Source organism: Kitasatospora phosalacinea (genome assembly GCF_000717185.1).
Lineage (GTDB): Bacteria > Actinomycetota > Actinomycetes > Streptomycetales > Streptomycetaceae > Kitasatospora > Kitasatospora phosalacinea_A.
In genome coordinates this window covers 74,006-98,907 of sequence record NZ_JNYE01000010.1, presented here as the reverse complement: position 1 = coordinate 98,907, position 24,902 = coordinate 74,006, and the positions used below count along the sequence as shown (strand labels likewise).

Here is a 24,902-nt window from a genome sequence, read left to right as displayed (position 1 = left end):
TCTCCAACCAACCGATACCGGCTGGCCGGGGATGTCAACATATCTGGCGTTGACTTTTGGCACGCTGTTGAGTTCTCAAGGAACGGACACTTCCTTCGACCGGCCTTCCGACCGCATCTCCGGGCGCTTCGTTCTTTCGTGTTTAGAGCTTACCAGACCGTTTACTCGGCGTTGACCGAAGCTTTACTCGTCCGACTTGCTCTGTTTGCCGCCGTTGCGCGGCGACTCGGGCAACCATAGCGGGTCGGCGGCCGGGCGCCTAATCGGGGCGGGGTGGAGTCACCCGGTCGGCCCCGTGTGGGGTGGGTGGGCGCGGCTGATGGGGGGTCACTCGGATGCCGTAGAGTGCGGCGGGGCGGCCAAGAGGACTAGACCACTTGAGGGTGGCGGGGCGGCGGGGATGGCGCGGGGCGGTCGGTTCGTGTGCGGTGCTAGTGAGGCGGGTGGCGATCTTCACCCGGGCGGCCTGTGGGTGCTATCGCATGAAATGTCCGAAGTTGACGTAATTTGGGGTCAGTCGATCAATGGGCCGCTGCCCCGCGGCCGCACGCGATGTACTCCGTACCTGGGAGGCTCCACCATGACCACTGTCACGTCGCCGCTCGCCGGTCGCGCTGTCGGCCTCGCCAACGTTCCCGACCCGGTGTTCGCCGGGGCCATGGTCGGGCCGGGTACGGCGATCGATCCGTTGCGGGAGCCGATCGAGGCGGTGGCTCCGGTGGACGGGCAGGTGGTGTCGATGCACCCGCACGCGTTCGTGGTGATGGACGAGAACGGGCACGGGGTGCTGACGCACCTGGGGATCGACACGGTGCAGCTCAATGGGGAGGGGTTCGAGCTGCTGGTGCACAAGGGGGACCGGGTGCAGCGGGGGCAGCCGGTGATCAAGTGGAACCCGGCGGCGGTGGAGGCGGCGGGGAAGTCGCCGATCTCTCCGATCGTGGCGCTGGAGGCTTCGGCGGAGCAGTTGAGCGGGGTGGCGGAGTCCGGTGAGGTCACGGCCGGTGGCGAGCTGTTCATCTGGAACTGACGGGACTGACAGGACTGACGGCGACTGACGGCGAAGGGGTTTCGGACCATGGAGCGGACGCTGCGGGGCGTGGGGGTCAGCCACGGGGTCGCCATCGGGCAGGTGCGGCACATGGGGACGGCGGTGCTGGAGCCGCCGGTGACCCAGGTGTCGGCCGAGGAGGTGCCGCGGGAGCAGGCCCGGGCGCAGGCGGCGGTGGACGCGGTGGCGGCGGACCTGGTCGCGCGCGGGAACCTGGCGGGTGGTGAGGCGCAGGCGGTGCTGGAGGCGCAGGCGCTGATGGCGCAGGACCCGGAGCTGCTGGCGGACGTGAACCGGCGGATCGAGGCGGGGAGCAGTGCGGAGCGCGGGGTGTACGACGCGTTCGCGGCGTACCGGGAGCTGCTGGCGGCGGCGGGTGAGTACCTGGCCGGGCGGGTGGCGGACCTGGACGACGTGCGGAACCGGATCGTGGCGCGGCTCCTGGGGGTGCCGATGCCGGGGGTGCCGGACAGTGACGAGCCGTACGTGCTGCTGGCGCGGGACCTGGCGCCCGCGGACACGGCGCTGCTGGATCCGTCGCTGGTGCTGGGGTTCGTGACGGAGGAGGGCGGGCCGACCTCGCACAGCGCGATCCTGGCGCGGGCGATGGGGGTGCCGGCGGTGGTGGCGCTGGCGGGGGCGACGGGGTTGGCGGAGGGGGTGGTGGTGGCGGTCGACGGGGCGTCGGGCGAGGTGCTGGTGGAGCCGGCGGCGGAGCGGCAGGAGGAGTTGCGCCGGCAGGCGGCGGAGCGGCAGGCGGCGTTGGCGGCCGCGACCGGGCCGGGGCGGACCTCGGACGGGTTCATGGTGCCGCTGCTGGCGAACGTGGGTGGCCCGGCGGACGTGGCCGCGGCGTTGGAGAACGGGGCGGAGGGCGTCGGGCTGTTCCGGACGGAGTTCCTGTTCCTGGACGATTCGGCGCAGGCGCCGAGCGAGGAGAAGCAGGTCGAGGCGTACCGGAAGGTGCTGGAGGCGTTCCCGGGGGGCCGGGTGGTGGTGCGGGTGCTGGACGCGGGGGCGGACAAGCCGTTGGACTTCCTGACGCCCGGGGACGAGCCGAACCCGGCGCTGGGGGTGCGGGGGCTGCGGACGCTGCTGGAGCACCCGGAGGTGCTGCGTTCGCAGCTGCGGGCGCTGGCGCGGGCGGCGGAGGGGTTGACGGTGCGCCTGGAGGTGATGGCGCCGATGGTGGCGGACGGGGTGGACGCGCGGGCGTTCGCGGCGGCCTGCCGGGAGGTGGGGCTGGACGCGAAGTACGGGGCGATGGTGGAGATCCCGTCGGCGGCGCTGCGGGCGGCGGCGGTCCTGCGGGAGGTCGAGTTCCTGTCGCTGGGGACGAACGACCTGGCGCAGTACGCGTTCGCGGCGGACCGGCAGGTGGGGTCGTTGGCGCGGTTGCAGGACCCGTGGCAGCCGGCGCTGCTGGACCTGATCGCGGCGGCGGCGGACGCGGCGAAGGCGGCCGGGAAGAGCTGCGGGGTGTGCGGGGAGGCGGCGGCGGACCCGCTGCTGGCGTGCGTGTTGACGGGGCTCGGGGTGACGAGCCTGTCGATGGGTGCGGCGGCGATCCCGTACGTGCGGGCGGCGCTGGGGCGGGCGACGTTGGCGCAGTGCCAGCGGGCGGCGGAGGCGGCGCGGGTGGCGGACACCGCCGGGGAGGCGCGGGAGGCGGCGCAGCGGGTGCTGTCCGGGGAGTAGGGGGTCGTGCTCCCGAGGGGCCGCTGCCGCCGTGGGGGTGGCGGCGGCCCCTCGGGGCTTCTCCGGCTGCGGGGTCAGGGCTGCTTGCGGGTGGTGGCGAGCTGTTCGAAGAAGCGCAGGTGGTCGAGGTTGTCGACGGAGCCGGGGTTGACGGCCCGGGTGAGGGGGGTGCCGCCGAGCAGGCGCTTGACGGGGACTTCGAGGCGCTTGCCGGTGAGGGTGTGCGGGAGGCCCGCGACGGTGATCACCTCGTCGGGGACGTGGCGCGGGGACAGTTCGGTGCGCAGCGAGGTGCGGATGCGGGCGGTGAGGTCCTCGTCGAGTTCGGCGCCGGGGGCGAGGACGACGAACAGCGGCATCCAGTAGCCGCCGTCGGGTTCTTCGAGGCCGATGACCAGGGACTCGGCGATCTCGGGGAGGCGTTCGACGACCTCGTAGATGTCGGCGGAGCCCATCCGGACGCCCTGGCGGTTGAGGGTGGAGTCGGAGCGGCCGTGGATGACGACGGTGCCGCGGCCGGTGGCGGTGATCCAGTCGCCGTGGCGCCAGGTGCCGGGGTAGGTGTCGAAGTAGCTGTCGTGGTAGCGGTGGCCGTCCGGGTCGTTCCAGAAGCCGGTGGGCATGGAGGGGAGGGGCTTGGTGACGACGAGTTCGCCGACGGTGTCGGTGTGCGGGTGGCCGTCGGCGTCCCAGGACTCGACGGCGGCGCCGAGGCAGGGGGCCTGGATCTCGCCGAGGTGGACGGGGAGGGTGGGGACGCCGCCGACGAAGCAGGAGCAGACGTCGGTGCCGCCGCTGACGGAGGCGAGCCAGAGGTCGGACTTGACCTCGTCGTAGATCCACTGGAAGCCGTCGGGCGGGAGCGGTGAGCCGGTGGTGCCGAGGCAGCGGACGGCGGAGAGGTCGAGGTCGCGGCCGGGGTGGAGGTCGGCCTTGCGGCTGGCGATGACGTAGGCGGCGGAGGTGCCGAGGACGGTGGCGCGGGTGCGGGCGGCGACGGACCAGAGGGCGCCGGTGTCGGGGTGGCCGGGGCTGCCGTCGTAGGTGACGACCGTGGTGCCGGTGAGCAGGCCGGCCAGCAGGAAGTTCCACATCATCCAGCCGGTGCTGGTGTACCAGAGGAAGCGGTCGTCGGGGCCGAGGTCGAGGTGGAGGGCGGCCTGCTTGAGGTGTTCGACCAGGACGCCGCCCTGGCTCTGCACGATGGCCTTGGGGAGGCCGGTGGTGCCGGAGGAGTAGAGGACCCAGAGGGGGTGGTCGAAGGGGACGGGTTCGAAGACGGGTGCGGTGTCGTCGGCGACCAGGTCGTCGTAGGACAGGGTGCCCCCGGGGGCGGGGGTGCCGAGCAGGGGGACGTGGACGACGGTGGTGAGGGTGGGGAGTTCGCGGCGGAGTTCGGCGACGACTCCGGTGCGGTCGTGGTCCTTGCCGCCGTAGTGGTAGCCGTCGACGGCGAACAGGACGGTGGGTTCGATCTGCTGGAGGCGGTCGAGGACGCTGCGGGCGCCGAAGTCGGGGGCGCAGCTCGTCCAGGTGGCGCCGACGGCGGCGGTGGCGAGGAGGGCGACGGCGGCCTGCGGGACGTTGGGCAGGTAGGCGCTGACGCGGTCGCCGGGGCGGACGCCCAGGGCGCGGAGGGCGGCGGCGAGGGAGCCGACCTGGCGGCGGAGCTCGGACCAGGTGGTGGCGGTCGGCTCGGTGGTGCGCTCGTCCAGGTGGAGGATGGCGGGGCGGTCGGCGTTGGCCGGGTCCTCGGCGGCGCGCAGGGCGTGTTCGGCGTAGTTGAGGGTGGCGCCGGGGAACCACTTCGCGCCGGGCATGGTGGCGGGTTCGGCGAGGACGGCGGTGGGCGGGGTGTGGAAGCGGACGTCGAAGTACTCGGTGACGGCCGTCCAGAAGCGGGTGAGGTCGTCGGTGGACCAGCGGTGGAGGTCCGCGTAGCGGGTGGCGGCCTCGGTGTCGGTGGCGGCCGGTGCGAGCGGGGCGGCGGGGGCGCCGTGGTGGTCGGCGGCCCAGCGCTGGAAGTCGACCAGGCGGCTGGCGGCGGCGCGGGCGGGGTCGGGGCGCCAGAGCGGTTCGGAGTGCGGGTGCTGCTGGTCCTGGGGGGTCGGAGGGGTGCTCACGTGGTGGTCTCCAGGCCGTGGTGGGGACGGCTGGGCTTGTGGCGGGCCGTCCGGGGGAGGCTGACGCTGCTGACCATGCCACGTGATCGTCCGGGGGTCCAGGGTCGCGCGGCAGGGGTGCTGGTGGGGGCGGGCGGGAGGTGGTAGACCGGCGGGATGACGGTGGCTCATGACGTGGTGATCGTGGGTGGCGGGCACAACGGGCTGGTGGCGGCCGGGTACCTGGGTCGGGCCGGGCTGCGGGTGCTGGTGCTGGAGCGGTTGGGGCACGTGGGCGGGGCGGCGGTGTCGGAGCGGGCGTTCGCGGGGGTGGACGCGCGGCTGTCGCGGTACTCGTACCTGGTGAGCCTGCTGCCGCGGCGGATCCTGGCGGAGCTGGGGGTGCGGGTGGAGTTGCGGCGGCGGCGGATCTCCTCGTACACGCCGTGGGAGCGGGACGGGCGGGTCGGGGGGTTGCTGGTGGACGGCGGGGACGAGCGGCGGACGGCCGGGTCGTTCCGTGAACTGACGGGTGGGGAGCGGGAGTTCGCGGCGTGGCGGGAGTTCTACGGGATGACCGGGCGGGTCGCGGAGCGGGTGTTCCCGTCGTTGACGGAGCCGTTGCCCTCGCGGGCGCAGCTGCGGGCGCGGGTGGACGATCCGGTGGCGTGGGCGGAGCTGTTCGAGGAGCCGCTGGGGGTGGCGCTGGAGCGGCGGTTCGCGGACGACGTGGTGCGCGGGGTGGTGCTGACGGACGCGCTGATCGGGACGTTCTCGCACGCGCACGACCCTTCGCTGCGGCAGAACCGGTGCTTCCTCTACCACGTGGTGGGCGGCGGGACGGGTGACTGGGACGTGCCGGTGGGCGGGATGGGGGCGGTGACCGGGGCGCTGGCGGAGGCCGCGCGGGCGGGCGGGGCGGAGCTGCGGACGGGGTGCGAGGTGGTGTCGGTCGACCCGGGGGGCGCGGCGGGGCCGGCCGAGGTCGGGTACCTGGACGCGGACGGGGTGGAGCGGCGGGTGGGGGCGCGCTGGGTGCTGTGCAACGCGGCACCGGCCGAGCTGGAGCGGCTGGTGGGCGGTGCGGGCGGTGGGGAGCCCGCGCCGGAGGGGGCGCAGCTGAAGGTGAACATGCTGTTGCGCCGGCTGCCGCGGCTGCGGGACGGGGCAGTGGACGCGCGGGACGCGTTCGGGGGGACGTTCCACGTCGCGGAGTCGTACCGGGAGCTGGAGGGGGCGTACCGGGAGGCGGTGGCGGGGCGGCTGCCCTCCCCCGCGCCGTCGGAGATCTACTGCCACTCGCTGGCGGACCGGTCGATCCTGGGGCCGGGGGTGCCGGAGGGGGCGCAGACGCTGACGCTGTTCGGGCTGCAGCTGCCCGCGCGGCTGTTCGCCGGGGATCCGGAGGGGGTGCGGGAGGCGGCGCTGGCGGGGGTGCTGGGGACGTTGGACGGGGTGCTGGCGGAGCCGTTGGCGGACTGCCTGGCGGTGGACGTCCGGGGGCGGCCGTGCCTGGAGGTGCGCGGGCCGCTGGACCTGGAGGCGGACCTGCGGCTGCCGGGCGGGAACATCTTCCACCGGGACCTGGCGTTCCCGTTCGCGGGCGAGGGGCCGGACGCGGGGCGGTGGGGGGTGGGGACCGGGTGGCCGCGGGTGCTGGTGTGCGGGGCGGGGGCGGTGCGCGGGGGCGGGGTGAGCGGGATCCCGGGGCACAACGCGGCGATGGCGGTGCTGGGGCGGTAGCGGGGGCCGGGCCGGCGGTGCGGGTGGCCGGGCCCGGCGGGCGGGTGGCCGGGCCCGGCGGGCGGGTTCGGGGGGTCAGACGGTGGGTTCGGCGGTGGGTTCGGCGGTGAGGTGGAGGTACTCGCCGTCGAACCAGGAGCGGGCGACCCGGGTGTGGAAGGGGAAGGCGAGCGGGGTGTCGGCGGTGGCGAGCTGCCAGCCCTCGGTCTCGTCGGTGGGGACGGAGGGGGGCAGGTCGGCCAGGTCGCGGGCCGGGAGGAGGCCGAACAGGCAGAGGAAGCCGCCGCGGGCGTCGGAGTCGGTGGCGACCAGGCGGACGTCTGCGGCGTCGGCCAGGATGCCGGTCTCCTCGCGCAGTTCGCGGACGGCGGCCTGCTGCCAGCTCTCGCCGTAGTCGACGTAGCCGCCGGGCAGGGCGAGCAGGCCGTAGCCGGGTTCGATGGTGCGGCGGATGACCGTCAGCCGGGCGTCGCCGTCGGGGAGGCGGACCGGGAGGAGGGCGACCGTGACCGGGAGCGGGTTGCGGTAGCTGATCTCGCCGCAGCGGGGGCAGGTGCGCGGCCAGCTCTCGGTGCCGACCGGGTAGGAGGCTCCGCACCAGTGGCAGTGGGTGTGCGGGCCGAAGGGTGCGGGGCGGGCGGACGGCGGGGTCGTCATGGGGGCGATGGTAGTCCGGGCGGGTGACGGGCGGGGCGGGATCGGACGGGGCCGGTGGAGGGGCGTGCGGCGGCGGCCCGGGTTTCGGCCGGTCGGGTGAATTCGGTGGGCGGGATTGGAGTTCAGATGTGTGCGCACGATAGCGATGGTGGCGGCCCGTGACGGACACGGGAGTGGAACGTCGTGAAGGATGACTGTGCGAGCGATTCTGGTTTCCCTGGTGGCGGTGGGTTCGGTGCTCGGGCTGGCGGCTCCGGCGCCCGCGGCGGCGCGCGCGGCGAGCGGTGACGTGGTGGTGTTCTCGACCGAGGCGCAGCCGCTGGACGTCTACCGGGACCCGGCCGGTTGCCAGCAACTCCCCGGTCTGGCCCATGTGTTGGCCAACCAGACGGACCGTCCGGTGAAGGTCTACGGGAACCCGTTCTGCCTGGGTCCGTCGGTGGTGGCGCAGCCGGGTTACGGGACGCACGTGCCGGGCGGGGCGGGGAGTTTCTCCGCGTAGTGCGCAATGGCGGAAAAGCGGTCGGATGATCGCACGGGCGGTCGGCGGAAAAGCCGATCGCCCGCTTTCTGTCTGATCACAGGAATGCGTCCGAACGGTCTCCCTATGCCATGATGGCGACCGCCGACTCCTCGTCCGTCGCGGCGATTTGGCGCACTGTCAGTGCGGTCGGCCCGTTGTCTCCGGCCCCCCGCGGCAGTCGCGTCCCGGGTTGCGGCCGCCGTCGAGAGGACTGCGTTTCCCGTGGAGCACGTCGCCCTTCCCGCCGCTCCCGAGGCGGCCCCGGTCCCCTGGCGGGCGTACGCCAGGCTGGCCAAGCTCGACATCTGGGACTACTACCTGAGCGTCCCGCTGGTGGCCGCGCTGGTGCTGGCCTCCGGGACCGGGGTGGGCGCGGGGACGGCGCTGCTGGTGCTGGTGCTGTTCCTGGGCGGGGAGGTCGCGATGAGCGCGGCCATGTGCACCTTCGACGACGTCACCGGGTACCGGGACGGCAGCGACGCGGTGAACTACGGGCCGGACGCGCCCGCCCGGCGGCTGGCCCGCAAGCCGCTGGTGGCCGGGACGCTGACGGAGCGCCAGGCGATCCGGTTCGGCTGGGCGACCGTCGCGGCGTGCGTGCTGTGCTGGGCGGCGGCGGTGGCCGCGGCGCCCGCCCGGCCCGGGTGGGCGGTGGCCGGGACGGCGGCGCTGGCCGTGTTCGGCTTCCAGTACACCTGGTGGCTACGGATCAGCTACAACGGCTTCCAGGAGCTCTTCCTCGCCGCGCTCGGCTGGTTCTTCGTGCTGCCGCTGTACGGGCTGCTGGCCGGGCGGTTCGACGGCTTCGCGGTGGTGCAGGCGCTGCTGTTCGGGCTCGGCCCGCTGCTGTTCGGCGTCTACTCCAACACCAACGACATCGCCGGGGACCGGGCGGTGGGGCGCAGGACCGCCGCGGTGCTGCTGTCGCCGCGCGGCAACGCGGCGTTCGTGGCCGGGTGCTCGGCGCTGGAGGCGGTGCTGCTGGTCGGCTCGGCGGTGGCCGGGTACGCGCCGTGGTGGTTCCCGCTGGTGATGGCGCCGGTGGTCGCGCTGCGGGCCCGGCAGTGGGTGCTCGGGTTCGTCCGGGGCGAGATCCTGCTCGCCCGCCGGCTCGGGATTCGCCTGCACCGGGTGTGCTGCGCGCTGCTGGTCGGCGTGGACCTGGCGCTCGCGGTGACCGGCGGTGGGCTGTGAGCGGGGGGCTGGGGGCGGTGTTCGGGCGGCTGCCGCTCGACCTGGGGCCGCTGTTCGACACGCTGGCCGATCGACGTCCTTCGGTGGACGTGCAGTTGGGCCGTCCGCTGGACCTGGCGCCGGAGCGCGGCACCGCGTACGACACCGCGCAGCTGGCCGAGCTGGTGCGGGAGACCGCGGCCTGGCTGGCGGCGGCCGGGGCCGGGCCCGGCTCCTCGGTGGCGGTGGTCAAGCGCAACCACTGGGACTACGTGCTGCTGGCCTGCGCGGCGGCCCGGATCGGGGCGGTGCCCGCGCTGCTCTCGGACCGGGTGCCGCCGGAGGGGCTGGGCGCGCTGCTGCGGCGGCTGCGGCCGGACGTGCTGGTCACCCAGCGGGACGTGCTGGGCGGGGCGCGGGCCGCCGGGGTGGAGCTGACCGCGCTGGCCGGGCGGACGGTGTGCCTGGACGGGCCCGCCGAGGGCGCGCTGCCGGTGGACGGGCTGCGCGGCGGGCCGGTGCCGGGCGTGCGCACCCGCGGGGAGGACGAGCCGCTCGCGGTCATCCACACCTCCGGCACCACCGGCGTCCCCAAGCTCGTGGTGCACTCCACCCGGACGCTGATCCGGCGGCTGTCCGCGTTCGAGGCCCGGCCCTGGCCGGTGCTGTCGGTGCGCCGCGAGGACACCGTGGCCAGCGCGATCTCCTTCGCCCACGGGCGGGCGCTAACCTGGACCGTCAGCGCGTTCTGGCGCGCCCCGCGGACCGTCGCGCTGCTGCCCGACGCGGACCCGTCGGCGGCCGCCGCGCTGCTGCGCAGCCACCCGCCGACCGTGCTGGAGGCGCTGCCGTCCAGCTACGTGCGCTGGCAGCCGCTGGCGGCCGGGGCGGGCAACCCGTTCCGGGACGTGCGGCTGTTCATCTCGACCTTCGACGCGGTGCACCCGCCGACGGTGCGGACCTTCCTGGACGCCACCCGGCGGCGGCGGCCGCTGTGGATGCAGGGCTGGGGGCAGAGCGAGACCGGGCCGCTGAGCTTCCGCTTCCTCACCCGGGGCGCGCTGGCCGCCGCCGGTGAACGGCACCCGACCACCCGAGACCTGGGGCGCCCGGTGCCCGGCTGGGTGCGGCTCAGGGTCACCGACCCGCAGCGGCCCGGCCGGACCGTGCGGCCCGGCGAGACCGGCATGCTGTACGCCCGCACCGGGGCGCTGTGCCTGGGCTACCTGGACGAGCCGGAACGCTGGCGGCGCAAGCTCGACCGCGGCTGGTTCAACACCGGGGACCTCGGGGTCCGGACCCGCGACGGCCGCGTCCTGGTGCTGGACCGGGAGGTCGACATGGTGCCCGGGATGAGCTGCGTCGAGGTCGAGGACGTGCTGCACGAGCGGCTGCCGGACGTCGAGGAGGCCGTGCTGCTGTCCGTCGCCGAGGGCCGCCCGCAGCCGGTGCTGGTCACCGCCGACGGCACCCTCGACCCGGCCCGCTGGCGGGACGCGGTGCGCGACCTGCCGCCGCTGGCCGAACCGCTGGTGGTCGGCTGGGACGCGGTGCCGCGGACGGCCACCGGGAAGGTGCGGCGGCACGAGCTGCGGGAGCGGGTGCTGGCCGGGAGCACCCGGATCGGTACCGGCCTGTGGACGTGAACTCCGGATCTGTGGAAGTGGGTTGAGGTGAGCGGAGAGCTGGGCATGGACGAGGTCGAGGTCGACGTCGCGGTGGTCGGGGCGGGGATCGCGGGGCTGTCCGCGGCGCACCACCTGGCCGCGGCCGGGCGTGCGGTGCGGGTCTTCGACGGCGCGGACCGGGTCGGCGGGCGGATGGCGTCCAGCCGGGTGGACGGCTGGCTGCTGGACGAGGGCGCGGAGACCATCGCGGGCGCCGGGTACGAGGCCACCTGGGAGCTGATCCGGGCGGTCGGCCTGCCGGAGGACGAGGTGCCGGTGGTCGAACCCGGCTTCGCCCTGTGGCGGGGCGGGCGCGCCCACCCCCACCTCGGGCACCCGAAGGGGCTGCTGACCGGCGCCGGGCTGTCCTGGCGCGGCCGCTGGGCCTGGCTCCGGTTCGCCGCCGAACTCGCCACCCGCTGGCGGGAGTTCGACCCCGACCGGCCGGAGACCGCACCCAGCGGGGACGCCACGCTGAGCGCGTACTGCGCCGGGTCGGCCGGGCGGGAGGAACTGCTGGCCGCGATGCTGCAACCGCTCTCCAGCCACTGCTTCGGCTGGCGGCCGGACAGCTCGGCGGTCGCCCCGATGGTCGCCACCCTGCTGTCGGTGGGCGGGGCCGGGGCGCGCTGGATGACCTACCGGGACGGGATGGACACCCTGGCCCGGCGGCTGGCCGAACGGCTGCCGGTGGAGCTCGGGCGGCAGGTGGTCTCGGTGCGGGACGGCTCGGCCCCCGGCGGGGCGGGCGGCGTGCTGCTGGAGTTCGCCGACGGGGCGCGGGTGCGGGCCCGGCAGGCGGTGCTGGCGGTGCCCGCGCCGCTCGCCCTGGAACTGCGCGGGGACGACCTCCCGGACCGGGAGCGGCCGTACCTGGCGGCGAGCACGTACGCGCCGATGCTCAAGGTCGCCTGTCTGCTGGACCGGCCGCTGCCGAGCCCGACCCGGGCGCCCAGCTACGCGCTGTCGGTGCCGGAGGAGGAGAGCCGGGTCTGCACCGGGCTGGTCCTCGACCACCTCAAGGCCGACGGGCGGGCGCCGGAGGGGAAGGGGCTGGTCACCGCGTTCGCCTCGCCGTGGGCCTCCCCCGGGCTGCTGGGCGAACCGGACGGGCGGGTGGCGGAGGTGGTCTGCGCGGAGGCCGAGCGGTTCCTGCCCGGCCTGCGGGCGGCCACCGTCCGGACGCTGGTGCACCGCTTCCCGCTCGGGCTGCCGCAGGGCGCGCCGGCCGCCGTCCGGGAGCGGGCCGCGTTCCTGGAGCGGCCGACCGGGCCGGTCGAGTACGCCGGGGACTGGGTGATGCTGCGGCCGAGCAGCGAGGGGGCGGTGCGGTCGGGGAAGCTGGCGGCGCGGCGGGTGCTCGCGCACGCGGGTGCGGGGGCCGTTCCCACCGTGGCGGGGCGGGTCTGATGGCGGGCGCGGTGCGGGAGACGGGGTCGTACCTGTTCGACAACGGGAGCGCGCACGCGGCCGGGCAGCACCGCTGCCTGGCGGCGTGGCTCGACCCGGTCAGCTTCGGCGCGCTGCGGGCGGGCGGGGTCGGGCCCGGGATGCGCTGCCTGGACGTGGGCACCGGGGCGGGGAGCGTCGCGCTCTGGCTGGCCGAGCGGGTCGCGCCCGGGGGCTCGGTGCTGGCGACGGACCTGGCGCCGCTGCCGGTGCCGGTGCGACCCGGGCTGACGGTGCTCCGGCACGACGTGGTGCGCGACGAACTGCCCCCGGGCGCCTTCGACCTGGTGCACGCCCGGCTGGTGCTCTCCCACCTGCCGGAACGGGAGGCCGTGCTGGCCCGGCTGTTCGCGGCGCTGCGGCCCGGCGGGGTGCTGCACCTGCTGGAGTTCGACGCCGAGTACGCGCCGGTGCTGACCGTCCCCGACGAGCGGGCCCGGGAGCTGTACGAGCGTTACCAGCGGGCGAAGTTGCGGGCCTTCCGGGCGCGCGGCTCGCACCAGGGCTGGGGGCGGGAGTGCGCCGGTGCGCTGGTGCGGGCCGGGTTCACCGGGGTGGAGGCGGAGGTGCGGATCGGCACCCTCGCGCCCGGCACGCCGCAGTTGGAGATGCAGCTGCACAACACCTGGCACCTGCGGGAGCCGCTGCTGCGGGAGGGGCTGGGCGAGGACGAACTCGCCGAGCTGCGGGGGCTGTTCGCCGATCCGCGGTTCCGGGCCTGCTCGAACGTGGTGTACGCGGTGCGCGGGCGGCGGCCGTGACGGGGGCCGTCGGGTCGGCGGCCGTCGGTGTGCGGCCGCGGGTGGCAGCCGTGACGGCGGCCGCGACGGGGGCCGTCGGTGTGCGGCCGCGGGTGGCGCGGGAGGTGGCGGCGGGGCTGCTGCGGGCTTCCGGGGTGGCGGTCGGCGAGGGTGAACTGCTGGAGGTCGGCGGCGAGTTGGCGTGCCGGATGTCCTGGTCCGGGCCGCTGGGGCTGCGGCTCGACAGCGAGGCGGACGTCCAGGCGGCCTGCGGGGTGATGCACGTGCACGGGCGGCGCTACGGGGCGCCGACGCCGCTGCGGGTGGACTTCGCCTCGGTGGCGGCCGGGGTGCTGGCCACCACCGGCACGCTGGCGGCGCTGCGCGCCCGGCGGCTGGGCGCGGCGTACCGCGAGGTGGGGGTGTCGGTGGCGCAGGGCGCGCTGCTCGGGCTGTCGCAGTACCTGGCGGCGGCCTCGGTGGGGGGCGACGGCGCGGGCGGCGACGGCGCGGAGCCGTCCGGGGCGGGCGGGCCGCCGTTCGGGTCGGCGGACGGGGTGTGGTTCGAGCTGGAGGCGCTGGAGGCGGACGGCTGGCTGCGGTTCTGGTGCGAACTGGACGTCGAGCGGCGGGTGGTGGGGCGCGGTTGGCTGCCGTTCCAGGCCCGGTACGGGACGGCGGCCTGCCCGCTGCCGGAGCAGCTGTTCGCGGCGGCCCGGGCGGTCGAGTACCGGCGGCTGCTGCGGGTCGCGGCGGAGTGCGGGGTGGAGCTGACGGAGGTGGCGGGGCGGCCCGCGGTGCTGGGCGGGATGCCGTGGCAGCTGCGGGCGGGGGCGCCGGGAACCGTGCGACGGGGTGAACCCTTCGACGGGCCGGGCCCGTTGAGCGGCGTGACGGTGGTGGAGATCACCCGGCGGGTCCAGGGGCCGATGGCCGGGCGGGTGTTGGCGCTGCTCGGGGCCGCCGTGCTGCGGGTCGAGCCCCCGGGCGGGGACCCGCTGCGCGGCGTGCCACCGATGACGGCGGAGCCGGGCGGGGAGGGGGCGGCGGTGTCGGCCCGGTTCGCGGCGCTCAACCGTGGCAAGGGGGTGCTGGAGGCGGACCTGCGGAGCCCGGAAGGGCGCTCTGCCGTACGGGAGTTGGTGAGCGGGGCGGACGTGCTGCTGCACAGCCTCGCGCCCGCGAAGGTCGCCGGGCTGGGGCTGGACGCCGGGACGGCCGCCGCGCTGCGCCCCGGCCTGGTGTACGCGCAGGCCAGCGGCGGCGGGCCCGGGCTGAGCACCGACTACCCGGTGCAGGCGCACTCCGGCCTGGCCGCGCTGCTGGCGCCGGACGGGCTGCCGCCGCGCCCCACCCTGCTGACGGTCTGCGACGTGCTGGGCGGCCTGGTCTGCGCCGCGGGGGCGGTCGCCGCGCTGGAGGCCCGGGAGCGGACCGGGCGGGCGCAGCGGGTCGAGTCCTCGCTGCTGTCGGCGGCCCGGCTGCTGTGCGGGGCGGCGGGCGGCGGCGGCTTCCCCGGGGACGGGGTGGAGGTGTGCACGGACCTGGCCGCGCTGGTGCGCGACCCGCGGGTGGCGGCGGCGTTCGAGTTCGGGGCGGACGGGTGCGCGTTCGTCCGCGGGCCGTGGGAGTTCGGGGCGTGAGCGGGCGGGACGTGAGCGGGCGGGGCAAGGGTTCTGATCGGTGGATCGGCGGACGGGAGTGGTGGCTGTGACGTGGGTTTCGGTGGCCGGGGTGGAGTTCCCCGACCGGGTGGACCGGGAGTTGCGGGAGCGCTGGGTGGCCCGGGGGTGGTGCCCGGGGCGGGGGTTGTACGAGCTGTTCGCGGAGCGGGTCGCGGCGCACGGGGAGCGGGCCGCGGTGGTGGACGGGGCGGGCGCGCTCTCGTACGCGGAACTGGGCCGGTGGGTCCGGGGGTTGGCGGCCGGGCTGGCGGCGCGGGGAGTGGGGCCGGGGTCGGTGGTGGGCGTGAAGGTGCCCGCGGACCGGCGGGCGCCGGTGGTGGACCTGGCGGTGGCGGCACTGGGTGCGGTGGTGCTGCCGTGCACGGCCGGGCACGGGCGGCGGGACCTGCTGTCGGTGTGGGGCACGGCGCGGGTGGACGCGGTGGTGACGGTGCCGGAGTGGAAGGGCCTGGTGGACGGGCTGCGGCCCGAACTCCCGGACCTGCACGAGGTGGTGGTGCTCGGCGAGGACGCCTGGCCGGAGCGGGCGGAGTGGGTGCCCGCCGTGGTGGACGCGGAGGCGCCCGCCCGGATCCTGCTGTCCTCGGGTTCGGAGGCCGCCCCGAAGCTGATCGCGTACTCGCACAACGCCCTGGCTGGCGGCCGCGGGCGGTACGTGGAGCGGGTGCTGGCGACCGCGGACGGTGCGCCGCCGCGGGTGCTGCTGCTGGTGAGCCCGGCGACGGCGTACGGTTCGCTGGCGGTGGTGGCGCTGGTGCGGTGCGGGGCCACGGTGCTGCTGCCGCCGGTCGGGGAGCGGTTCGACCCGGCGGGGGCGCTGGCCGCGGTGGGGCGGTGGCGGCCGACGCACCTGGCGGCGGTGCCGACCATGCTGCGCCGGATGGCGGAGCGGGTGCCCGCGCCGGGCGAGGACCTGTCCTCGTTGCAGGCGGTGGTGTCGAGCGCGGCGGCGCTGTCCCCGGCGGTGCTGGGTGCGGCGCTGCGGCGGTTCGGGTGCCCGGTGGTGAACGTGTACGGGGCCAGTGACGGGCTGAACTGCCATGCGCGGTGGGCGGATCCGGAAGGCGACGTGCTGCGGGTGGGCCTGCCGGACCCGCAGGTCGCGGAGTTCCGGGTGTGCGGGCCGGACGGGCGCCCGGTGCCCGCGGGGGTGCCGGGCGAGTTGCAGGCGCGGGGTCCGATGACGCCGCTGTGCCACGTCGGGGAGCCGGAGTTGGACGCCCGGCTGCGGGTGGACGGGGGCTGGGTGCGCTCCGGCGACCGGGGGGTGCTGGAGGCGGACGGTTCGCTGCGGGTGCTGGCGCGGATCAAGCAGACGGTGAACCGGGGCGGAGTGTCGATCTCCGTCGCGGAGGTGGAGCGGCTGCTGGAGGGGCACCCGGAGGTCGCGGAGGCGGTGTGCGTGCCGGTGCCGGATCCGGATCTCGGCGAGCGGATGTGCGTCTGCGCGGTGCCACGGGGGGAGGCGCTGACGCTCGATGAACTGACGTTCTTCCTACGCGAGTTGTGCGGTCTGGAGCGGTACAAGCTGCCGGAGCGGCTGCTGCTGCTGGAGCGGATGCCGCTGGGCGGGTCGGGGAAGCCGGACCGGCGGGTGGTCGCGGAGCTGGCGGCGGCGGCCGTGCGGGCGGACGGGGTGGCGGTGGGTTGAACCGCCACCGGTGGGCGCCCCGTCCGTGCGGAGGGGGCGCCCACCGGCGTTCTCAGGCCTGGCCGGCGTTCTCAGGCCGGGAAGGCGAGGACGGCTTCGGTGATCCGCTCGACCTGGGCGTCCGTCAGGTGCGGGTAGACCGGCAGGGAGAGGCACTGGCGGGCCGCCCGTTCGGCGTGCGGCCAGTGACCGTCGGGGGCGGCCGCGTGGGCGAAGGCGGGCTGATGGGGCAGGGGTTGGGGGTAGTAGACGTGACTGTCGACGCCGTGGGCGGCGAGGTGGCGCCGGAGGTCGTCGCGGCGTTCGGCGAGCAGGGTGTAGACGTAGTAGCAGCGGCCGTTGGTGCCGGGCGGGGGCGGGAGGACGCCCCGGGCGGCGAGCGGGGCGAAGCTCTCCGTGTAGTGGGCGGCGATCTCGGCGCGGCGGGCCAGGCGGCGGGCCAGGCCGGGGTGGCGGCGGATCTGGAAGGCGGCAAGGACTTCGTCGAAGCGGCTGTTCAGGCCGATCAGGTGGTGGCGGAAGCGGTGCACGCCGTCCTGGCCGTGGTTGCGCAGCATCCGTACGGTGCGGGCGAGTTCGGGGTCCCCGGTGACGACGACGCCGCCTTCGCCGGGGCCGCCGAAGGACTTGACCTGGACGAAGGAGAACACGCCCGCGTCGCCCCAGGTGCCGGCCGGGCGGCCGTCGAGGACGGCGCCCTGGGCGACCGCGGAGTCCTCGACCAGGCGCAGGCCGTGCCGGGTCGCGAGGGCGCGCAGGCGGGGCATGTCGGCCATCACGGAGAACATGTGGGCGGGCATGAGGGCCTTGGTGCGGGGGGTGACGAGGGCCTCGGCCGCGTCCGGGTCGATGACCAGGGTGTGCGGGTCGACGTCGGCGAAGACGGGGGTGGCGCCGACGCCGAGGACGGTGTTGGCGAGCGGGGCGCAGCCGAAGGCGGGGACGATCACCTCGTCGCCGGTGGTGACGCCCGTGGCGCGCAGCACCAGGGTGAGGGCGGTGGTGCCGCTGCCGCAGGCGATGACGTCCTCGGCGCCGAGGTCGGTGCGCAGCAACTCCTCGAAGCGGGCGGTGCGTTCGCCGAGGATGAAGCGCTGGGCGGGGTCGGTGGCGACGTCGCGGACCACGTCGAGCAGCAGGTCGCGGTCGTCCTCGAAGAGGTCGGGCGGGAAGAACGGGATGGTGGTGGCGGTGTCCGCGGGGAGGGTGGTCATCGGTGGGTCACCGCTGCTTTCCGTGCTGGAAGTCGCGGACCAGGTCACTGACCAGGTCCAGTTCGTGGTCGGCGAGGTCGGGGTAGAGCGGGAGCGCGAGGGCGCGGCCGCAGGCGGCTTCGGCGTGCGGGAACTCGCCGGTGCGGTGGCCGAGTTCGGCGAAGCAGGGCTGGAGGTGGAGCGGCGTCGGGTAGTACGTCTCGGTCTGGACGCCGTGCCGGGCGAGGTGGGCGGCGAGTTCGTCCCGGTGGTCGGACTCGATCAGGTAGACGTACCAGACCGGGTCGGTGGCGGCGTTCCGCCGGACGACGGTGGGCAGGGTGAGGCCGGGGGTGCCGGTCAGGCGTTCGGTGTAGGCGGCGGCGAGGTGGGCGCGGCGGGCGATGTCCCGGTCGGCGCGGCCGAGTTTGGCGAGCAGGACGGCGGCCTGGACGTCGTCCATCTTGCTGTTGGTGCCGAGGAGTTCGGTGGGGCGGTTGATGGTGGGGAAGTCGTCCAGGGTGCGGCCGGTGCGGCCGTGGTGGCGCATCGCGGAGACGGCTTCGGCGAGGGCCGGGTCGTCGGTGAGGACGGCGCCCGCGTCGCCGATCGCGCCGAGCGTCTTGGTGGGGAAGAAGGAGAGCACGCCGCCCGCGCCGTGCAGGCCCGCGTGGACGCCGTCCCAGCGCATGCCGAAGGCCTCGGCGCTGTCCTCTACGACGGTCAGGCCGTGCCGGTCGGCGAGGGCCAGCAGGGCCTCCAGGTCGGCGAGTTGGTGGAAGAGGTGGACGGGCATGACCATCCGGGTGCGGTCGGTGCGGACGGCTTCGACGCTCGCCGGGTCGAGGCTGTACGTGACCGGGTCGATGTCCGCGAAGACCGGGCGGCCGCCCGCCAGCACCACCGAGGTCGCGGAGGCGACGAAGGTGTAGGCGGGGACGATCACCTCGTCGCCGGGGCGCAGGCCGGCCGCGCGCAGCAGCAGGACCAGGGCGTCGGTGCCGCTGTTGACGCCGATCACGTGCCGGGCGCCCGTCCAGGCGGCGAGGGCGGCTTCGAGTTCCGCGACCTTGGGGCCGTGCGAGTACTTGCCGCGGTCCATCAGTTCGTCGAGGTGGCGCCGGGTGGTGGGCCAGAGGGATTCGAAGGTCGCGGCCTGGGTGAAGAAGGGAACACCCGGAGAGGTAGTGACACCCATGAAACTCTCATCGGATTGTATGGATTGGACGGGCGGAGCAGCCCTTCCCACGAATCTATGCCCCCGGCACCCCGTCCACCTCGGCCGCGGAACTGTTTCACCCCTTCGAATGGACTGCCGTAAAAGGGATTTGACGCCCGGACGGACCGTCGGCGAATTACTGCTTGAATACCGGGTGAAGCAATACCGCGACGCGGAAGGAATGACGTCTCGCCATGTCGAACGGACTCGGGACCTTACTCGTCGGAATGGGACGGGCCGGGCGCGGACTCCACCTCCCGGTGCTGCGCCGGCTGCGCGCCGACCCCGGCACGGCGCACCTGTTCGCGCCCGGGCCGGTGCTCGCCGTCGACCCGCACCACCGGCCCGGGGCCGCCGCCGACCTGCGCCCGACCACCCTCGCCGAGGCGCCCCGGCTGCTCGACCCGGACCGCACCGTCGTCCACCTGTGCACCCCGCCCACCGCGCGGGCCGCCGCCCTGGACGCGCTCGGCCGGCTCGGCTACCGGCGGGTGCTGCTGGAGAAGCCGGTGGCCGCCGACAGCCGCGGCCTGGACGAGTTGCTCGCGCTGCGCGACCGGTACGGGACCGACCTGGTGGTGGTCGCCCAGTGGCTGGGCAGCCGCCTCACCGATCGGCTGCGCGCGCTGCTCGCCCAGGACGCGTACGGGCCGCTGCGCACCATCCACGTCGTCCAGCGCAAGCCGCGGTTCTCCCGCTCGCTGGCCGGGGACGGGCACCCCACCGCGTTCGACGTCGAACTGCCGCACTCGCTGGGCCTGTGCCTCGCCCTCGCCGGGCCCGGCGAGGTGACCGGCGCGGGCGGCACCGACATGGTGGTCGGCGGGCGGGTGCTGCCCCGGCTCGGCACCGCCTGGCTCAACCTCCAGCACGACAGCGGGGCGTGGACCAGGATCCGCTCCGACCTCACCTCGCCGGTGCGCGAGCGCCGGGTCACCCTGGAGCTCGCGCACGGCACCCTGATCGGGCACTTCCCCGGCAGCGAGGCCGACGCGTACGCCCGGCTGACCGTCATCGACCGCGACGGCGAGAGCACCGAACTGCTGCACGACGACGCGCTCGGCGGCTTCCTGGAGCACACCTACCGGTACTACGCGGCGGACGGCACCCGGCGCGGGCCGCACCCCGACCTGGCGGTCAACACCCAGGTGGTGCGGCTGCTCGACCGCGCCAAGGCGATCGCCGCGGGCGGCACGGTGCGGGACGGGTCCCGCACCGGTGCGGTGCGCGCGGCGGTGGGCCGGTGAGCGCCGTCCGGTTCGGCGGCATCGGCGACGAGGCCGCGCCCGATCTGGCCGGGCAGATTGACGCGCTGCAGCAACTCGGCTGGGACGAGCTGGAGTTGCGGACGGTGGACGGCGTCTGGATCGCCGACCTGCCGCTCCCCCGGGTCGAGGAGGTCGCCGCCGCCCTGCGGCAGCACGGGATCCGGACCTGCGGCATCGCCGCCCGGATCGGCAACTGGGCCTCCGACGTCACCGACGACCCCGCGGCGGACGACCGGGAGCTCGACGCGCTCGGCACCCGCGCCGCCCTGCTCGGCACCCGCCGGGTCCGGGTGATGTCCTACCCCAACCGCACCGGCCTGCCCGAGGCCGAGTGGCGCCTGCGGGTGCTGCGGCGGATGCGCCGCCTCGCGGACCGGGCGCACCGCGGCGGCCTGCTCCTGCTGCACGAGAACTGCCAGGGCTGGGCCGGGAGTTCGGCCGACAACACGCTCGACCTGATGGCCTCGGCGGGCGGCCCCGGGCTACGGCTGCTGCACGACACCGGCAACGGGATCCCCTACGGCTACGACGGGTTCGAACTGCTGCGCCGCACCGTCGACCACGTCGACCACCTGCACGTCAAGGACGCGGTCGGCGGCGGCGAGGACACCCGGTACGTGCTGCCCGGCGCCGGGAACGCTCGACTCGCCGACACCCTGCGGCTGTTGACCGCCCGCGGCTGGCACGGCGTGTGGTCGCTGGAACCGCACCTGGTCACCCGGCCGCACGAGGGCCTGGCCGCCGACGGCCGCACCGAGAGCGGATTCGTCGCCGCCGGACGGGCGTTGACCGCCCTGGTCGAGCGCGAGGTGCTGCCGCACTCCCCCGGCTGGCGGCTCGTCCCGGGCGGCCTGGTGCTGGACGCGCCGGTGCCCCGGCCGGCGGACGGGCGGGAAGGCGTGGTGTCCGATGCCGGGTGAGCCGTCGGCGGACGTCCTGGGAACCGGTCCGCTGACGGCCGGACTGCGGCCGGACGAGCGGGAAAGCAGCCTGCTGACGGCCGAACTGCGGCCGGACGAGCGGGAGTTGCTGCTCGACCTGCTGCGGCTGCCCACCGCCGGCCCGCTGGAGACCGGCCCGGGCGCACCGCTGCCGCTGCTGCCCGAGGCGCTGGAGCGGTACGCGCGGGCGGCGGCGGGCCTCGGGCTGGCCGAGCTGTACCGCGGTGCGCCCGCGGAGGCCGAACTCGACCGCCCGGACGTGCCGTTGACGGTGCGCGACGCGGTGGCGGGGACGCCCGGGTTCCTGGCCTGCCAGCCCAGCCTGGTGCTGCGGCTGGGGCCGGAACTCCCGCGGGCGGCGACGGTGATGTTCAACGTGCACCTGGACACCGTGGCCGGGGCGGAGCCGGTGGGCTTCGACGGGCGGCGGTTCACCGGGCGGGGCGCGATCGACGCCAAGGGCCCGGCGGTGGCGCTGCTGGCCGGGGTGCGGGCCGCGGCGGCGGCGGAGCCCCGGGTGGGGCGGGAGGTCGCGGTGCTGGTGCAGGCGGTGTCCGGCGAGGAGGGCGGCGCGATGGGCGTGTTCGGCACCCGTCCGCTGGTCGGGGCCGGGTACGCGGGCGCGCTGAACGTGTTCTGCGAGCCGACCGGCCTGCGCTACCTGCCGCGGGCCACCGCCGCCGCCACCGCCCGGCTGCGGGTGCGCGGCGAGGACGCGATCGACGACTGCCCGGGCGCGGGCCACAACGCGACGGTACTGCTCGGCTTCCTCGCCCAGCACCTGGCCCGGGAGCTGGGCTCCGCGCCCGGACCGCGCGACCCGGTCTGCGTGGCCGGGTCGGTCACCGGCCCGCTGCACAACCGGGTCTACGGGAGCGGCGAGCTGCTGCTCAACCTCCCCTACCGGGACGCGGGTTCGGGCCGCCGCGCGGAGGCCGCGGTGGAGGCCGCGGTCCGCTCCGGGCTGGACGCGTTCCGCCAGGCCTTCGCCGGGCTGCCGGAGTTCGCCCGGACCGCCGCCGACTGCGCGCGGATCACCCGGCTCGACTGGCCCAAGCGCGGCCTGCCGGTCCTCGACAACCGGCACCCGGAGCTGGAGGACCTACTCACCCGGCGGGCCGGGATCGCCCGGATGCCGGACACGGAACCGGCGTTCACCTGCGACGCGATCTGGGCGGCCGACCTGCCGGACGACGCGTTCACCGTGGTGCTCGGCCCGGGCGACCTCGGCGCCAACCGGGCGCACGCGGCGGGCGAGTTCGCCGAGGCCGAGCAGCTCGACGGCTTCGCCTCGGCGGTGGCCCGGCTGCTGGTGGCCTTCGCCCGCCACCGCCGCCCCTGACCTGTCCGTTCGTCTCCCCCTGAAGTCCCCCGTCCCGACTGGAGGTTGTTCTCCGTGACCACCGTGGCGTCCGCGCCCCGTGCCACCGGCACCGTCCGCGTCCCGTACGCCGACCTGATCCGTTTCGCCACCGACGTGTTCGCGGCCTGCGCGTTGCCGCCCGAGCGGGCCCGGGCCGCGGCGGAGGCGCTGTGCTACGGCGACGCCGCCGGGATGGACTCGCACGGGCTGGCCAACCTGACCCGGCTCTACCTGCCGCTGCTGGCCGAGGGCCGGGCCGATCCGCGGGCGGAGCCGGTGGTGCTGGCCGACCGGGGGGCGGCGGTGCTGGTGGACGCGGCCGGGGCGCTCGGACTGTGGCAGGCCGGGGCCGCGATGGAGCTGGCCGCGGAGCGGGCCGAGCAGTACGGGATCGGACTGGTGTCGGTGCGCCGGGCCACCCACTTCGGGTGCGCGGGCCACCACGCGGCGCGGGTCACCGGGCGCGGGATGATCGGGCTGCTGGCCTCGAACTGCGGCCGCCAGCGGATCGCCCGGCCGCCGGGCGGCGCGGTGGCGCTGCTGGGGACGAACCCGTGGAGCGTGGCCGCACCGGCGGGTGAACTGCCGCCCTACGTGCTGGACATGAGCACCACGGCGGTGCCGACCGGCCGGGTCCGGGCGGCGGAGCGGGCCGGGCGGGCGATCCCGGAGGGGTGGCTGGCCGGGCCGGACGGGCGGCCGGTCACCGACCCGGGCGCGTTCGACCGCGGCGAGGCGCACCTGCTGTGGCTCGGGTCGGGTGCGGGCGGCGAGTTCAAGGGCTTCGGGCTGGGACTGATGGTGGAGGTGCTGGCGGCGCTGCTGCCGGGCGCGGGCCTCGGGCCGGACCCGGCCGCGCTGGAGGGCGACGGCCGCCCGTCCGGGCGGGACGACGACATCGGCGTGTTCGCGCTGGCGATCGCCCCGGCCGCCCTGCGGGACGCCGAGCAGGTCGCCCTGGACGCCCGGACCTTGTTCGGCACGGTACTGGACTGCCCGCCCGCGGAGGGGAGTTCGGGCCCGGTCGCGTACCCGGGCTGGCACGAGGCCCGGCGCACCGCCGAGGCGCGGCGCGACGGGGTGCCGGTGGCTGCGCCGCTGCTGGCCGAACTGGCGGCCGTCGCCGAGCAGTTCGGCGTCCGTCCGGTTTCGGTTCCGGCGTCGGTTTCGGTTCCGGCGTCGGCCGCGGGTGCGGGCACGGGTGCGGGCACGGGTGCGGGCACGGTCGCCGGGACGGAGGGCGGGCGGTGAGCGGGCTGCGGTTCGGGGTGGTCGGGCTCGGGGTGATCTCGCGGTTCTACCTGGCCGCGCTGGAGCGGCTGCCGGGGGTGCGGTTGGCGGCGGTCTGCGACCGGGACGGTTCGCTGCTGGAGCCGTTCGACAACGGGGTCGCACGCTTCACGGACCACCGGGAGCTGCTGGCCGCGGGCGGGCTGGACGCCGTGGTGGTGACCGTCCCGAACGACCTGCACCTGGCGATCTGCCGGGACGCGCTGCGGGCCGGCCTGCCGGTGTGCGTGGAGAAGCCGCTGGCGCTGCGGGCCGCCGAGGGCGCCGAACTCGCGGCGCTGGCGGCCGAACGGCGGGTGCCGCTGTTCACGGCCTTCCACCGGCGCTACAACACGGCGGTGCGGGAGCTGTGCACCGCGCTCGCCGGGCAGCCGCTGCCGGTGCGGTCGGTGACGGTCCGCTACTTCGAGCTGATCGAGGAGCACGTCGGCCGGGACCGCTGGTACCTAGACCCGGAGCGGTGCGGCGGCGGCTGCGTCGCCGACAACGGCCCGAACGCGTACGACCTGGTGCGGCTGCTGGCGGGCCCGATGGAGCTGACCGACGCGCACGTGGTGCGCGACGGCACCGGGGTGGACCGGTACGCGGCGCTGGAGCTGGCGGGCCGGAGCGGGGTGCACGGCGACGGGGCGCGCGGCCGGATCGAGCTGGACTGGTCGTACCCGGGCGAACTCAAGGACGTGGCCGTGGAGTTGGCGGACGGGACGGTGCTGCGGGCGGACCTGCTGGCAGGGCACGAGGGCTTCAAGCAGTCGCTGTGGCACGAGTACGAGGGCATCCTCGGCGAGTTCGCCGGGCTGCTGCGCGACGGGAGCGGGAGCGGGGGCGGGGGCGCAGGCGGCTCGGAGCGGGGCCCGGACGGGGTGGACGCACTGCGGGTGGTCGAGGCGGCGTACCGCGCCGAGGCCGGGGCCGGGGCGGGGGCGCTGGGATGAACCCCGTACGGGAGAACGGACCGAAGCGGACGGTCACCGGCACGCTGGTGAAGGTGCTGCTGCACAGCCGGACCGAGCGCGGGATGAGCCTGGAGCCGTTCGCCAGCCGGTGCGTACGGGCGGGCGAGGTGCACGAGTTGGTGACCACGGACCAGCGGGACACCGCCGCGGGAGCGCGGATCGACCGGGTGGGGTTCCTCGGCTTCGCGGAGATCGCGGCGGCCGGGGTGCTGGACCGGGGCGACGAGGTGTTCGTCGGCGAGCACCGGGTCGGCACCGTGCTGGGCTTCGACGCCTGCCACTTCCCGAACCACTACAACGTGCTGATCGCGGCCGACCACCTGCTGACCGGGGAGAAGCTGGACCTGCGGCCGGAGCTGCCGGTGCGGTTCGTCCCGGCCGGGGACTGACCGGGGACTGACCGGGGACCGGCTGGGGATCGGCTGGGGATCGGCAGGGCGCGCGCGGGGGACGCCGAAGGGCCCGGAGCGGGGGGCGCCTCCCCGTTCCGGGCCCTTCGGCCGTCAGCGGTGCCGAGCAGCGCTCAGCGGTGC

20 protein-coding genes are annotated in these 24,902 nt (G+C 75.8%); 16 read left to right on the top strand and 4 right to left on the bottom strand.

Translation table 11 applies throughout. From position 1 onward, the window contains the following. Positions 1 to 580 precede the first annotated feature (580 nt). Both OO57_RS06480 and ptsP read left to right on the top strand, forming a co-directional pair. Positions 581 to 1,030: a PTS sugar transporter subunit IIA gene (locus OO57_RS06480; RefSeq protein WP_030464622.1), complete on the top strand. Its 450-nt coding sequence runs from the start codon at positions 581 to 583 to the stop codon at positions 1,028 to 1,030. 48 nt (positions 1,031 to 1,078) lie between these two features. Further along, positions 1,079 to 2,749, top strand: coding sequence for a phosphoenolpyruvate--protein phosphotransferase (gene ptsP, locus OO57_RS06475; protein ID WP_033251304.1), 1,671 nt, complete (start codon positions 1,079 to 1,081; stop codon positions 2,747 to 2,749). Between the two features lie 74 nt (positions 2,750 to 2,823). On the opposite strand, the gene OO57_RS06470 is transcribed toward ptsP, so the two are convergent. Beyond that, positions 2,824 to 4,872, bottom strand: a complete 2,049-nt coding sequence (locus tag OO57_RS06470; protein ID WP_033251303.1) for an acetoacetate--CoA ligase — start codon at positions 4,870 to 4,872, stop codon at positions 2,824 to 2,826. A gap of 156 nt (positions 4,873 to 5,028) precedes the next feature. On the opposite strand from OO57_RS06470, the gene OO57_RS06465 reads away from it, so the two are divergent. Next, the gene (locus OO57_RS06465; protein ID WP_033251302.1) at positions 5,029 to 6,594 is read left to right on the top strand and encodes a phytoene desaturase family protein; all 1,566 of its coding nucleotides are present in this window, start codon (positions 5,029 to 5,031) and stop codon (positions 6,592 to 6,594) included. A gap of 75 nt (positions 6,595 to 6,669) precedes the next feature. Here the strand turns inward: OO57_RS06465 and OO57_RS06460 are convergent, their stop codons facing one another. After that, positions 6,670 to 7,251 (bottom strand): NUDIX domain-containing protein, encoded by a 582-nt coding sequence (locus OO57_RS06460; protein ID WP_051776716.1) that lies wholly within the window; start codon positions 7,249 to 7,251, stop codon positions 6,670 to 6,672. A 190-nt stretch (positions 7,252 to 7,441) separates the two neighbouring features. Between OO57_RS06460 and OO57_RS06455 the strand changes: the two genes are divergently transcribed. From OO57_RS06455 to OO57_RS06425, 7 genes are all read left to right on the top strand, one after another. Then, complete coding sequence (locus OO57_RS06455) at positions 7,442 to 7,753, top strand: hypothetical protein (RefSeq protein WP_033251301.1); 312 nt, start codon at positions 7,442 to 7,444, stop codon at positions 7,751 to 7,753. A 243-nt stretch (positions 7,754 to 7,996) separates the two neighbouring features. Next, on the top strand, positions 7,997 to 8,968 hold the full coding sequence (locus OO57_RS06450; RefSeq protein ID WP_033251300.1) for a UbiA family prenyltransferase: 972 nt from the start codon (positions 7,997 to 7,999) through the stop codon (positions 8,966 to 8,968). Further along, positions 8,965 to 10,593 carry an AMP-binding protein gene (locus tag OO57_RS06445; protein WP_081973491.1) on the top strand — a complete coding sequence of 543 codons (1,629 nt, stop codon included), beginning with the start codon at positions 8,965 to 8,967 and terminating at the stop codon, positions 10,591 to 10,593. Before OO57_RS06450 ends, OO57_RS06445 begins: the two co-directional genes overlap by 4 nt. Positions 10,594 to 10,620: 27 nt before the next feature. Beyond that, positions 10,621 to 12,024 (top strand): protoporphyrinogen/coproporphyrinogen oxidase, encoded by a 1,404-nt coding sequence (locus OO57_RS06440; RefSeq protein ID WP_199811210.1) that lies wholly within the window; start codon positions 10,621 to 10,623, stop codon positions 12,022 to 12,024. Next, positions 12,024 to 12,824, top strand: a complete 801-nt coding sequence (locus OO57_RS06435) for a class I SAM-dependent methyltransferase (RefSeq protein WP_033251298.1) — start codon at positions 12,024 to 12,026, stop codon at positions 12,822 to 12,824. The genes OO57_RS06440 and OO57_RS06435 overlap by 1 nt, the downstream gene beginning before the upstream one ends. A gap of 41 nt (positions 12,825 to 12,865) precedes the next feature. Next, entirely contained in the window at positions 12,866 to 14,446 is a 1,581-nt protein-coding gene (locus OO57_RS06430) for a CoA transferase (RefSeq protein WP_234337240.1), read from the top strand. Positions 14,447 to 14,513: 67 nt separating this feature from the next. Then, positions 14,514 to 16,139 (top strand): class I adenylate-forming enzyme family protein, encoded by a 1,626-nt coding sequence (locus tag OO57_RS06425; RefSeq protein ID WP_033251296.1) that lies wholly within the window; start codon positions 14,514 to 14,516, stop codon positions 16,137 to 16,139. A gap of 71 nt (positions 16,140 to 16,210) precedes the next feature. On the opposite strand, the gene OO57_RS06420 is transcribed toward OO57_RS06425, so the two are convergent. Both OO57_RS06420 and OO57_RS06415 read right to left on the bottom strand, forming a co-directional pair. After that, positions 16,211 to 17,353 (bottom strand): DegT/DnrJ/EryC1/StrS family aminotransferase, encoded by a 1,143-nt coding sequence (locus tag OO57_RS06420; protein ID WP_033251295.1) that lies wholly within the window; start codon positions 17,351 to 17,353, stop codon positions 16,211 to 16,213. Between the two features lie 7 nt (positions 17,354 to 17,360). Next, entirely contained in the window at positions 17,361 to 18,530 is a 1,170-nt protein-coding gene (locus OO57_RS06415) for a DegT/DnrJ/EryC1/StrS family aminotransferase (RefSeq protein ID WP_033251294.1), read from the bottom strand. A 215-nt stretch (positions 18,531 to 18,745) separates the two neighbouring features. Between OO57_RS06415 and OO57_RS06410 the strand changes: the two genes are divergently transcribed. From OO57_RS06410 to OO57_RS06385, 6 genes are read left to right on the top strand one after another with little or no spacing between them, the layout of a single operon-like run. Further along, on the top strand, positions 18,746 to 19,798 hold the full coding sequence (locus OO57_RS06410) for a hypothetical protein (RefSeq protein WP_033251293.1): 1,053 nt from the start codon (positions 18,746 to 18,748) through the stop codon (positions 19,796 to 19,798). Beyond that, positions 19,795 to 20,739, top strand: a complete 945-nt coding sequence (locus OO57_RS06405; protein WP_063737506.1) for a sugar phosphate isomerase/epimerase family protein — start codon at positions 19,795 to 19,797, stop codon at positions 20,737 to 20,739. Before OO57_RS06410 ends, OO57_RS06405 begins: the two co-directional genes overlap by 4 nt. Beyond that, positions 20,729 to 22,102 carry a M20/M25/M40 family metallo-hydrolase gene (locus OO57_RS06400; RefSeq protein ID WP_234337239.1) on the top strand — a complete coding sequence of 458 codons (1,374 nt, stop codon included), beginning with the start codon at positions 20,729 to 20,731 and terminating at the stop codon, positions 22,100 to 22,102. Before OO57_RS06405 ends, OO57_RS06400 begins: the two co-directional genes overlap by 11 nt. A gap of 54 nt (positions 22,103 to 22,156) precedes the next feature. Further along, on the top strand, positions 22,157 to 23,374 hold the full coding sequence (locus OO57_RS06395) for an Ldh family oxidoreductase (protein WP_234337238.1): 1,218 nt from the start codon (positions 22,157 to 22,159) through the stop codon (positions 23,372 to 23,374). After that, positions 23,371 to 24,348, top strand: a complete 978-nt coding sequence (locus OO57_RS06390; protein WP_033251292.1) for a Gfo/Idh/MocA family protein — start codon at positions 23,371 to 23,373, stop codon at positions 24,346 to 24,348. The genes OO57_RS06395 and OO57_RS06390 overlap by 4 nt, the downstream gene beginning before the upstream one ends. Continuing rightward, entirely contained in the window at positions 24,345 to 24,758 is a 414-nt protein-coding gene (locus OO57_RS06385) for a DUF6917 domain-containing protein (RefSeq protein WP_033251291.1), read from the top strand. The genes OO57_RS06390 and OO57_RS06385 overlap by 4 nt, the downstream gene beginning before the upstream one ends. Positions 24,759 to 24,902 lie beyond the last annotated feature (144 nt).